The following is an 11157-nucleotide window of genomic DNA, read 5'->3' on the forward strand; positions in this document are numbered from 1 at the left end:
TCAGCGGCAACAAAACACTCTCCCGATGCGGCTATTGCGCCGCCCCGGGGGAAGGTAAGATGGAAGTCCACGTCATCCGTCGCGACAACCGCCATCTCTATGCTGATATTCTTGAGGACTATTTTCGGCTTCGTCATCAGATCTACGTGGTCGAGCGCAAATGGACGGATCTCGACCGGTCCGACAAGCGGGAAATAGACCGGTTCGATACCGACGACACGGTTTACCTGCTCGGGCTGGAAGGCCGCCGCATCGTCGCCGGTATGCGGCTGGTCCCCACGATCGCTCCGACGCTGCTCAGCGAATTGTTTCCGCAACTTGCCTTGAATGGCCCGGTGCGGCGTCCCGACGTCTACGAATTGTCGCGGATTTTCGTCGTGCCCAACCGGCGGGGTGAGCATGCGGGCCCGCGAGCCGAAGCCGTGATCCAGGCCGCCGCGATGGAATATGGCCTCTCAATCGGCCTTTCGGCCTTCACGATCGTGCTCGAGAGCTGGTGGCTGCCCCGATTGCTTGACCAGGGCTGGCAGGCGCGACCGCTCGGCCTTCCCGTTGATATCAATTCGATGTCGACGGTCGCCGTCATCGTCGACGTCAATGACCAGGCATGGACGGAAATCTGTTCCCGTCGTTCGGTGCCGGGATCGATGCTGGTCTGGCAGGGGCTTGCCGCCATCGAGCGGCGCGTCATCGGTGATCCGGTCCCGGCCATCTAGCGGCCTCGAGGAGATTTCAATGTTTCGGGAAAACAGGGCCAGAGCGCTGGTTGAAACAATCGACGACGCGATCGAGCAGGCGGAAGATCTTGGATTGCCCTTTGTTGCCGGCATCCTGATGATGGCGCGCCTGGAGGCCGTTCAAACGGAAGTCGCCACGTTTGCCATGCGCAGCAGCGACCAGCATCACTGACGGCCGAGACCCGCAGATCCGAACCAGGATCGATCGGCCCTCGGATGGCAAGCGATGCTTCGGAACAAGCTTACCTGTCCGGCTTCCCGAGCTGAGATTCGTGCCCCTGGGCGCGCAGCCAAATCCCGAAGGCGATGACCACGGCGCCCGCCAGCGCAAACCAGGTGAGCGCGTATTGCAGGTGATCGTCCTTGAGATGCACCTCGAGCGGCCCCGGCTTCGGAATGCCGCTGGCAGGCACCGGCTGCTCCAGGTCGAGGTAGAACGGCGCGACCTCGCCCCAGCCGAGGGTTCGCGCCATCGCGAGATGATCCCGGGTGAACCACAGACGTTTGGCGATGTTTTCGGCCGGGGTCAGTGCGCCCGCCGTCTCGGGAAAGCGGATGTAGCCGGTCAGCGTTACCGGCTCGCCGGCGACGAGCCGGGTCACCGCGCGATCCTGCTGGCTGCGATCCTGCATCGTGTTCTGCACGAAGCCGGTGTTGATCACGATGGTCTCGCCGGTCGGCAGCCGCGCCGGCATGAAGGCCCAGGTGCCAGGGCCTGAAATATCCTCGCGCACGGCCGAACCGGAACTGTAGACCATTGCGTCCGGCGCGGGCTGATAGGTCGCGGCAAAGCGCACGCGGCGAAATTCATCCCCTTGCGGCGAGAGCGTGCCCCACTGCGCGGGCAACGGCAGCGATCCGGGCGTGGCGGCAAGCCGCTCGGTCAGGGCCGCGATCAAGGCATGCTTCTCGACCCGGCGCTGCAACTGCCACACCCCTAGGCCTGTCAACAGCGTCACCATCACCAGGGTGAATACACCAAAGCCACAGCCACGGCGTCGCCGTCCCGCCGCCGCGATCATTTCGGCTCGCGGTCGATCAACCGGCCAGGTGCTGCCTTGTGGTGGTACTGGAGTGCAATCAGAAGCGCCTTCATCGCGCGCAGCGGCAACAGCGTGGTCGCAAGAATCAGCGGCAGCCAAAATACCGCGTGCAGCCAGAACGGCGGCTGATACTTGACCTCAACGATCAGCGCGCAGCCGACGACGATGGCGCCGGCAATCATGATGATAAAGATCGCAGGCCCGTCGCCGGTATCGATAAAGGCGAAGTCGAGCCCACAGGCTTCACATCTCGGCCGCAGATTGAGAAAGCCCGCGTAGAGCTTTCCGTTGCCGCAGCGCGGACATCTGCAGGCGAGCCCGCGCAGCGCGCTCTGGGTCACCGTCGGTAGGGTCTGGTCCGGCATGCGATGGCCTTTCGCGTATCGCGAAACAAAAGGGCGGCCTGGCGGCCGCCCCCTTGTAGCACAGTAGCGAGCGCGATCAGCAAAAGTGCAAGCCGGTCTTTCGCCCGATCGCGTTCAAAAAACCGGGAGGATCAGTGCGCGCCGTGGGCCATGGTTTCCGCGCCGTGCCCCCAGACATAGATGCAGATGAAGAGGAACAGCCACACCACGTCGACGAAATGCCAGTACCAGGCGGCGAATTCGAAGCCGAGATGCTGCTTCGGGGTGAAATGCCCGGCATAGGTGCGCGCCAGGCAAACGATCAGGAAGATGGTGCCGACCAGCACGTGAAAGCCGTGGAAGCCCGTCGCCATGAAGAAGGTTGCGCCGTAGATATTGCCGGCGAACGAGAACGCGGCATGGGCGTATTCATAGGCCTGCACGCAGGTGAAGGTCGCGCCGAGCAGGATCGTCAGGATCAGACCGTATTTCAGCCCCTGACGGTCGTTTCCCAGCAGAGCGTGATGCGCCCAGGTCACCGTGGTGCCCGAGGTCAGCAACAACAGCGTATTCAACAGCGGCAGATGCCAGGGGTCGAAGGTCTCGATGCCCTTGGGCGGCCAGACGCCGCCGAACAGTGCCTCGCGCGTGGCGTGAACCGGATCGCCGGGGAACAGCGACGAGTTGAAGAAGGCCCAGAACCAGGCGACGAAGAACATCACTTCGGAGGCGATGAACAGGATCATGCCGTAGCGATGGCTGATCTGCACCACCCGGGTGTGATCGCCCTTGTACTGGGCCTCGCGGATCACGTCCGCCCACCAGCTCGCCATGGTGTAGAGCACGCCGATGGTGCCGATGCCGAAAACGATCGGCGCCGCTGAAAACAAATGATGCATCCAGGCGATCGCGCCGACCGCCATGATGAAGGCCGAAATGGAGCCGACGATCGGCCACGGGCTCGGATCGACGAGGTGATAGTCGTGGTGCTTGACTTGCGCCGTAGCCATTTGCGGTCTCTCCGTTAGCAGTGCCTGTTCAGCACTTTTTCGTCTCAAAAATCAAATACCCGGATCGCGGTGATCAGAGGCTTCCCTTTAAAGGCTTCCCTTCAAAGACTCCCTTTGGGTTTGTCCGGCTCGCTTGCCGCCAGCGGCCTGGGGGCCGGATCGCGCACCGGATAGAAAGTATAGGACAGGGTGATGGTGTTCAGCCCGTCATTGTCGCTGTCGCTGACAATCGACGGGTCGACGTAGAACACCACCGGCATTTCACGTTTTTCACCGGGCGCAATAGTCTGTTCGGTGAAGCAGAAACAGTTGATCTTCTGGAAATACGCCCCGACCGTCAGCGGCGCCACATTGTAGGCGGCCTGCGCGGTCGTGGTCCGCGCCGACTGGTTGGTCACGGTGTAGAACACGGTGACCACTTCACCGATCTTGACCTCGATCTCGGTCTGCTCGGGCTCGAACTTCCACGGCAGCCCGGGCGCAACGTTGGAGTCGAAACGCACCGCGATCTTGCGCGCCAGCGGCGCGTTTGATGGCGCGGAGGTCGCGACCTGCGTCGTGCCGTTAAAGCCGGTGGCCCGGCAGAACCAGTTGTAGAACGGCACCGCCGCATAGGAGGCGCCAACCATCAGCACCACCACGAAGCCGCAGATCGCAGCGACCAGCGCATCGCGCGTCAGGCCGCGGCGCGAAGCCATTTTCTGGCTTGCGGCAGGCGGTTCGCGTTTGGTCGGTTGGTTCGCCATGTCCACTACATCGGCCGCACTAGGACGGCCGGCCCCTTGACGATGGTGACCGCGAAAAACAGAACGACGAGAACGCCAAGCGCCAGCGCAATGGCGATCGACCGCTCGCGGCGGCTTTTCTTCTGCGCCTCGGTGAGAACAATTCCATTTCGCTCCTGCTTGTCGGCCATTGCCTTGCCACGCGTCCCCTACCAGACCAAAGGTGCGATGGCGCGGGCGATAACCTCGATCAGCAAGGTAGCGAACAGCGCAAATAGATAGAGGATGGAGAACGCGAACAGTTTTCGCGTTGCGCGCAATGCTTCGCTGCCCTGGCGATGGCGGTAGACGTTGACCGCAAGTGCCAGCATGCCGCCGCCGAGAACCAGCGAGGCCACGCCATAGACTGCATCGAAATAGCCGAGCGGCCACGGCGCCACGGCGATCGCGACCAGCACGACCGTATAGAGCAGGATCTGCAGCCGCGTCGCATCGGGACCGGCGACGACGGGCAGCATCGGCACGCCGGCGCGGGCATAGTCGTCGCTGCGGAACAGCGCCAGCGCCCAGAAATGCGGCGGGGTCCAGAAGAAGATGATCAAAAACAACAGCAGCGGTTCGACCGACAGCGAACCGGTCGCGGCCGCCCACGCCACCACCGGCGGCAAGGCGCCGGCGGCGCCGCCGATCACGATGTTCTGCGCGGTCCAGCGCTTCAGCGCCATGGTGTAGATCACGACGTAGAAGAAGATCGTGAACGCCAGCAGCGCTCCGGCGAGCCAGTTGACCAGGATGCCGAGCGTCATCACCGAGAAGAAGGCCAGCGTCATGCCGAAGGCCAGCGCTTCGGGCGGTGTGACCCGCCCGCGCGGGATCGGCCGGTTGGCGGTGCGCGACATCAGAGCGTCGATGTCGCGTTCGTACCACATGTTCAGCGCGCCCGACGCGCCGGCCCCGACCGCGATGCAAAGTATAGAGGTGAACGCCAGCACCGGATGGACGTGGCCGGGCGCGATCATCAATCCCACCAGGGCGGTAAAGACCACCAGCGACATCACCCGCGGCTTTAACAGCGCGACGTAGTCCGCAACTTCGGCCTCCGAAATCCGGGGCGACAGCTCGATGGCGTTATGATCGACAACCGACAAGACAGGTCTCTTCCCTTGAATCATGATCCGATCCAATGGATCGGATCATGCTGTTACTGCACGCGCGGCAGCACCTCGAACTGATGGAACGGCGGCGGCGACGACAGGGTCCATTCCAGCGTGGTGGCGCCGGCCCCCCACGGATTGTCGGCGGCCTGTTGCTTGCGCGCGAACGCGTCGATCACGCCCCAGAGGAAGATCAGCACGCCGAACCCCGAAATATAGGAGCCGATCGAGGAGACCAGGTTCCAGCCGGCAAACGCGTCGGGGTAATCCACATAGCGGCGCGGCATGCCGGAAAGGCCGAGGAAATGCTGCGGGAAGAACACCAGGTTGACGCCGATGAAGGTGACCCAGAAGTGCGCCTTGCCGATGGCCTCGCTGTACATGTAGCCCGACATTTTCGGGAACCAGTAGTACCAGCCGGCAAAGATGCCAAACACCGCGCCGAGCGACAGCACATAGTGGAAATGCGCGACCACGTAGTAGGTATCCTGCAGCACGCGGTCGACGCCGGCATTCGCCAGCACCACGCCGGTGACGCCACCCACCGTAAACAGGAAGATGAACCCGATCGCCCACAGCATCGGCGTCTTGAACTCGATCGAGCCACCCCACATCGTGGCGATCCACGAGAATATCTTCACCCCGGTCGGCACCGCGATCACCATGGTCGCGGCAACGAAATAGGCCTGCGTCGCCGACGACATGCCGACCGTGTACATGTGATGCGCCCACACCACGAAGCCGATGCCGCCGATCGCCACCATCGCATAGGCCATGCCGAGATAGCCGAACACCGGCTTCTTCGAGAAGGTCGAAACGATCTGGCTGACCATGCCGAACGCAGGCAGGATCAGGATGTAGACTTCGGGATGACCGAAGAACCAGAACAGATGCTGGAACAGCACCGGGTCGCCGCCGCCTTCGGCGGAGAAGAAAGTGGTGCCGAAGTTGCGGTCGGTCAGCAGCATGGTGATGGCGCCGGCGAGCACCGGCAGCGACAACAGCAGCAGGAACACCGTCACCAGGATCGACCACACGAACAGCGGCATCTTATGCAGGGTCATGCCCGGCGCGCGCATGTTGAAGATCGTGGTGATGAAGTTGATGGCGCCGAGGATCGAGGAGGCGCCGGCCAGATGGATCGACAGAATGGCGAAATCGACCGCCGGCCCCGGATGGCCCGAGGTCGACAGCGGCGCGTAGAGGGTCCAGCCCGCGCCGACACCGTTGGCGCCCGGCTCACCCTCGACGAAAGTCGAGATCAGCAGCAGCGCGAACGACGCCGGCAGCAGCCAGAACGATATGTTGTTCATGCGCGGGAACGCCATGTCTGGCGCGCCGATCATCAGCGGCACGAACCAGTTGCCGAAGCCGCCGATCATCGCCGGCATCACCATGAAGAAGATCATGATCAGGCCGTGCGAGGTCACGAAGACGTTGTAGGTATGGGTCTCGTGGAAGATCTGCACGCCCGGATACATCAGCTCGGCGCGGATCGCGATCGACATCGCCGCGCCGATGATCCCGGCGATGACGGCGAACACCAGGTACATCGTGCCGATGTCCTTGTGGTTGGTCGAATAGACGTAGCGCCGCCATCCGGTCGGATGGTCGTGCGCATGATCGTCATGGGCGTGATCGTCGTGTGTCGCTGCGGAAGTTGCCATTTTCAAATCCTGCCTTGCAGTACTTTTTGGGACCTTGCGGTCCCGTCGCCCTTGTCCCGTCGGATTGCGCCCTAAGCTTTCAGGCTTACTGCGCCGCTGCGCCCGCCGAAGCGAACGAGTTCGCCGGGTTGGCCGCAAATTTCTTCTTCGCCGTCTCGACCCAGGCCGCGAACTCCTGATCGTTCACGACCCGCACCGCGATCGGCATGAAGGCGTGATCCTTGCCGCACAGCTCGGAGCACTGGCCATAGAACATGCCTAGCTTGGTGGCCTTGAACCAGGTTTCGTTGAGTCGGCCGGGAATGGCGTCGATCTTGATGCCGAACGCCGGCACCGCGAAGGAATGGATCACGTCGGCACCGGTGGTCTGGACCCGGATCACCTTGTTGACCGGCACCACCATCTCGTTGTCGACGCCGAGCAGCCGGGGCTGCTTGTCCTGGGCCATCAGCGAATCGAACTCGAACTTGCCGTTATCGGGATAGGCGTAGCTCCAGTACCACTGCTTGCCGGTGGCCTTGATGGTCAGGTCGGCCTTGGGAATGTCGAGTTCCTCGAACAACAGCCGGAACGACGGCACCGCGATGCCGACCAGGATGAGCACGGGAATGAGGGTCCATGCCACTTCGATCAGGGTATTATGGGTGGTCCTGGAGGGAACCGGGTTGGACTTGGCGTTGAATTTCACAACGACGGTAACCAGCAACGCCAGCACGAACAGGGTGATGACGGTGATCAGCACAAACAGGAAATCGTGAAACCAGGTGATGTTGTCCATCACCGGAGAGGCCGATTCCTGTAGCTTGTATTCCCACGGTGCTGGCTGCCCCAACTCGGCTGACGCCGTCCCGCATGCGGCCCACGCAACGCCGGCCACCATCAATCCCAGCAACCGGCGGCCCATTTGGCCCTTCGACATCTTCATGCCGTTCGCGCTCCCTTACATAAAACCCCAAAAGCATTCCACCGGACGGCGAAGCATGCTGCACGATCCGCCCCCTGACAAACGGCCTTGGGCTGTACTTTTAGAAGTACACCTTAGAATTTGTTGGGCCAGATCGCTAGAACGCGTCGAAATCCAGCCTCTCAAACCATAATTCGCGGGCTCTCGCAATGCAGGAGTACGGCGCGGAGGTGGGCATCACCGGCTAATCTGCGGATGTCACATTTTCTCGTGAAATCAGGCAAAAGCGATGGCTTGGCTGCCCGACGTGGCTTGACAGGCGGATTGCCCGATGTACGCACAGACGGAGTGCTCCCGAGGGGCCTGATTCGCGACCGAAAGCCGCGGTCCGTGCTGGCGCGAAATCGCCTTCAAGGCGCCGTCATTGCCGTGTCAGTCCGCTATCGGACTGGCTTTGCCAAGGAAATATCAAGGGATCGACCCCGATGGGGCCTTCGAAACACCCGGCGAGGACCGCCGCCATCCGCCGCCATCCGTTTGCCGGGAGACGGCTGGGTGGCAGTCTGACCATCCTATTCTGGCTCGGCCTGACGGTGGCGGCGGGCGCGCAAGGCGCGGTGCGGTCGGTCCATGGTGACTGGCAAATCCGCTGCGACACCCCGCCGGGCGCGCAAGGCGAGCAATGCGCCCTGATCCAGAGCGTGGTAGCGGAAGACCGCTCCAACGCCGGTCTTACCGTCATCGTGCTCAAGACCGCCGACCAGAAGAGCAAGCTGATGCGGGTGGTGGCGCCGCTCGGCGTGCTGCTGCCCTCGGGGCTGGGCCTGAAACTCGACAATGTCGACGTCGGCCGCGCCGGCTTTGTCAGATGCCTGCCCAATGGCTGCGTGGCGGAGGTGGTGATGGACGACAAGCTGTTGGGTCAGTTGCGTACTGCCAAGACCGCGACCTTTATCATCTTCGAGACCCCCGAAGAGGGGATCGGCTTCCCGCTCAGCTTGAACGGGCTCGCTGAAGGATACGACAAGTTGCCGTGAGGCAATGTGCCTCGCTGCGCGAGGCTTGGCAGACCCTCCCTTTTGTCGCGATTGTGACTATCTGGCATCTTGTCGTCCCCGCGAAAGCGGGGACCCATACCCACAGGTTACCGTGTTGTAAGATGAGCTCCCGGCGAGTCTTTGGTTAGCTCACTAAATCCTGCGGCTGTGGGTCCCCGCTTTCGCGGGGACGACCAGAGAAATTTTGGAGTCTTCATGACGAATCCCCCCAGCACCTCGCTCCTGGACCGCGCCAACCTTGACCGTGATGCCGTACGTCATCAGATCGCGAGGGGACTTGCGGGCGCCGACGACGGCGAGCTGTTCCTGGAATACGGCCAGACCGAAGCGCTGATGTTCGACAATGGCCGGTTGAAGCAGGCAACTTATGACACCTCGCAGGGCTTCGGCTTGCGCGCGGTAAAGGATGACGCGGTCGGCTATGCGCATTCTTCCGACGTCTCGCTGCCGGCGTTGATTCGCGCCGCCGACGCGGTCGCAGCGGTGCGCGGCGGCTACAGCGGAACCCTTGCGGCAGCACCGACCCACACCAATGTGCGGCTCTATGGCGACGACAATCCGCTCGATGCTCCCGGTTTCGAGGCCAAGGTAAAACTGCTGGCCGAAATCGACGCCTATGTCCGCGACAAAGACCCGAGGGTGCGCCAGGTTACGGTCAGCCTGGGCGCCACTTGGCAGGTGGTGGAGATTCTCCGCCCCGACGGCGAGAGCTACCGCGACATCCGCCCGCTGGTGCGGGTCAATATTTCGGTGGTCGCGGGCCAGGGCGACCGCCAGGAGAGCGGCAGCAAGGGCTATGGCGGCCGCGAGGGCTATGCCCGTTTCATCGATAGCAAGGCGTGGCGCGAGGCCGCCGACGGCGCGATCCGCGAGGCGCTGGTCAACCTCGAATCGGTTCCCGCGCCGGCCGGCGAAATGGACGTCGTGCTGGGGGCCGGCTGGCCCGGCGTGATGCTGCATGAGGCCGTCGGTCATGGGCTTGAGGGCGATTTCAACCGCAAGCAGACCTCCGCTTTCGCCGGCCTGATGGGCCAGCAGGTTGCGGCCAAGGGGGTCACGGTCGTCGACGACGGCACCATGGCGTCGCGGCGCGGCTCGCTGTCGATCGACGACGAGGGCACGCCAACCAACCGCACGGTGCTGATCGAGGACGGCATTCTCGTCGGCTACATGCAGGACCGCCAGAATGCCCGGCTGATGAACATGAAGCCGACCGGCAACGGCCGCCGCCAGGGCTATGCGCATGTGCCGATGCCGCGAATGACCAACACCTACATGCTGGCGGGTAGCCGCGATCCCGCGGAAATCCTCGCCTCGGTCAAGAACGGCATCTACGCGGCCAATTTCGGCGGTGGCCAGGTCGACATCACCTCGGGCAAATACGTCTTCCAGTGCACCGAGGCCTACAAAATAGAAAACGGCAAGATCGGAGCGCCCTTGAAGGGCGCGATGCTGATCGGCAACGGCCCGACCGACCTGCATCGCATCACCATGGTTGGCAACGATCTCGCGCTCGATACCGGCATCGGCACCTGCGGCAAGAATGGCCAGGGCGTGCCGGTCGGCGTCGGCCAGCCGACGCTGCGGATGGAACGCATTACGGTCGGAGGAACCGGCTCATGACGATCGAGCGGGAGTCTGTCGCCGCGAGGGCGCGGGGCTGGGGTGCTCAAGCTCTCCAGTTCGCTGCGGCATTGCTGATCGTTTTCCTCGCCAAGGGAGCGCTCGCCGAGCCCTTTTACGTTCCGTCAGGCTCCATGGAGCCGACGCTGATGATCGGCGATGCCTTGCTGGCGTCGAAATACCCCTACGGCTACGGCACCGCCTCGCTGCCGATCCAGATCAGCCTGCCCGAAACCGGGCGGGTGTTCGGCGGGACGCCGAAGCGCGGCGATGTCGTGGTATTCCGCTGGCCGGGCGACCGGTCGCAGGCCTGGGTCAAGCGCGTCGTCGGGCTGCCCGGCGATCGTATCCAGATGCGGCAGGGCCAGCTCTTCATTAACGACCGCGCCGCCACGCTGAAGCCCGATGGCATCGGCGAAGCGGAAGACGACAGTGGCGGATCGGAACCCGCGTATCGTTACATCGAGACTTTGCCGGGCGGCGTCAACCACGCGATTTTCAAGCTTCGCGACAATGGCCGGCTCGACAACACGCCTGAAGTGACGGTGCCGCCGAACCGCCTGTTCGTGATGGGCGACAACCGCGACAATTCCGCCGACAGCCGGGTCTCGGTCCGCGACGGCGGGGTCGGATTGTTGCCGATGGACAATCTGGTCGGCCGCGCCGACGCCGTGGTCGGATCCTGGGATCTCGGCATCCGTAGCCAGCCGGTGTGGACATGGCTGTCCGGCTTTCGGCTGGCGCGGTTCTTCACCGCGGTGCGTTGAAGGCGACGCCGCGCCGAGGCTAGCCGCAGCACTCGCCCTTGCCGTTCTGCTGGATGGGCGGACAAGGCACCGAACCGTAGGAACAGAACACGCAACAATCGCCCGGCAGGGCCTTGAGTTTTTCA

General features: G+C 63.1%; 14 protein-coding genes. 5 read left to right on the forward strand and 9 right to left on the reverse strand.

The window, feature by feature from the left end; all coding sequences use genetic code 11:
- Positions 1-59: 59 nt before the first annotated feature.
- Together E8A46_RS18205 and E8A46_RS18210 are read left to right on the forward strand one after the other, a co-directional pair.
- Positions 60-716 (forward strand): acyl-homoserine-lactone synthase, encoded by a 657-nt coding sequence (locus tag E8A46_RS18205; protein ID WP_291563810.1) that lies wholly within the window; start codon positions 60-62, stop codon positions 714-716.
- Between the two features lie 19 nt (positions 717-735).
- A complete protein-coding gene (locus E8A46_RS18210) occupies positions 736-909 on the forward strand; it encodes a hypothetical protein (protein WP_291563815.1) in 174 nt (57 codons plus the stop codon).
- Between the two features lie 70 nt (positions 910-979).
- Here the strand turns inward: E8A46_RS18210 and E8A46_RS18215 are convergent, their stop codons facing one another.
- From E8A46_RS18215 to coxB, 8 genes are all read right to left on the reverse strand, one after another.
- Positions 980-1759 (reverse strand): SURF1 family cytochrome oxidase biogenesis protein, encoded by a 780-nt coding sequence (locus E8A46_RS18215; protein ID WP_291563818.1) that lies wholly within the window; start codon positions 1757-1759, stop codon positions 980-982.
- Positions 1756-2145, reverse strand: a complete 390-nt coding sequence (locus E8A46_RS18220; RefSeq protein ID WP_291563821.1) for a DUF983 domain-containing protein — start codon at positions 2143-2145, stop codon at positions 1756-1758. Before E8A46_RS18220 ends, E8A46_RS18215 begins: the two co-directional genes overlap by 4 nt.
- Positions 2146-2276: 131 nt before the next feature.
- Positions 2277-3134: a cytochrome c oxidase subunit 3 gene (locus E8A46_RS18225; protein WP_291563824.1), complete on the reverse strand. Its 858-nt coding sequence runs from the start codon at positions 3132-3134 to the stop codon at positions 2277-2279.
- Between the two features lie 101 nt (positions 3135-3235).
- Entirely contained in the window at positions 3236-3832 is a 597-nt protein-coding gene (locus E8A46_RS18230) for a cytochrome c oxidase assembly protein (RefSeq protein ID WP_363252026.1), read from the reverse strand.
- A 53-nt stretch (positions 3833-3885) separates the two neighbouring features.
- Entirely contained in the window at positions 3886-4050 is a 165-nt protein-coding gene (locus tag E8A46_RS18235) for a CoxF protein (protein WP_291563830.1), read from the reverse strand.
- Between the two features lie 18 nt (positions 4051-4068).
- Complete coding sequence (locus E8A46_RS18240) at positions 4069-5007, reverse strand: heme o synthase (protein WP_291563833.1); 939 nt, start codon at positions 5005-5007, stop codon at positions 4069-4071.
- A 53-nt stretch (positions 5008-5060) separates the two neighbouring features.
- A complete protein-coding gene (gene ctaD, locus E8A46_RS18245) occupies positions 5061-6680 on the reverse strand; it encodes a cytochrome c oxidase subunit I (protein ID WP_291563836.1) in 1620 nt (539 codons plus the stop codon).
- An 85-nt stretch (positions 6681-6765) separates the two neighbouring features.
- Positions 6766-7605 carry a cytochrome c oxidase subunit II gene (coxB, locus tag E8A46_RS18250; protein ID WP_291563839.1) on the reverse strand — a complete coding sequence of 280 codons (840 nt, stop codon included), beginning with the start codon at positions 7603-7605 and terminating at the stop codon, positions 6766-6768.
- A 464-nt stretch (positions 7606-8069) separates the two neighbouring features.
- Here coxB and E8A46_RS18255 point away from each other — a divergent pair, with 464 nt between their 5' ends.
- The 3 genes from E8A46_RS18255 to lepB all read left to right on the forward strand — a co-directional run bounded on the left by E8A46_RS18255 (position 8070) and on the right by lepB (position 11032).
- Positions 8070-8621, forward strand: a complete 552-nt coding sequence (locus E8A46_RS18255; protein WP_291563842.1) for an invasion associated locus B family protein — start codon at positions 8070-8072, stop codon at positions 8619-8621.
- A gap of 216 nt (positions 8622-8837) precedes the next feature.
- Positions 8838-10265 (forward strand): metalloprotease TldD, encoded by a 1428-nt coding sequence (gene tldD, locus E8A46_RS18260; RefSeq protein WP_291563845.1) that lies wholly within the window; start codon positions 8838-8840, stop codon positions 10263-10265.
- The gene (gene lepB / locus E8A46_RS18265) at positions 10262-11032 is read left to right on the forward strand and encodes a signal peptidase I (RefSeq protein ID WP_291563847.1); all 771 of its coding nucleotides are present in this window, start codon (positions 10262-10264) and stop codon (positions 11030-11032) included. Before tldD ends, lepB begins: the two co-directional genes overlap by 4 nt.
- A gap of 19 nt (positions 11033-11051) precedes the next feature.
- Here lepB and E8A46_RS18270 read toward each other — a convergent pair.
- Positions 11052-11157: GDCCVxC domain-containing (seleno)protein (locus tag E8A46_RS18270; RefSeq protein ID WP_291563850.1), on the reverse strand; the 106-nt coding region annotated here is incomplete at its 5' end.

Origin of the sequence: Bradyrhizobium sp. (assembly GCF_004799445.1) — a bacterium.
Classification (GTDB): domain Bacteria; phylum Pseudomonadota; class Alphaproteobacteria; order Rhizobiales; family Xanthobacteraceae; genus Bradyrhizobium.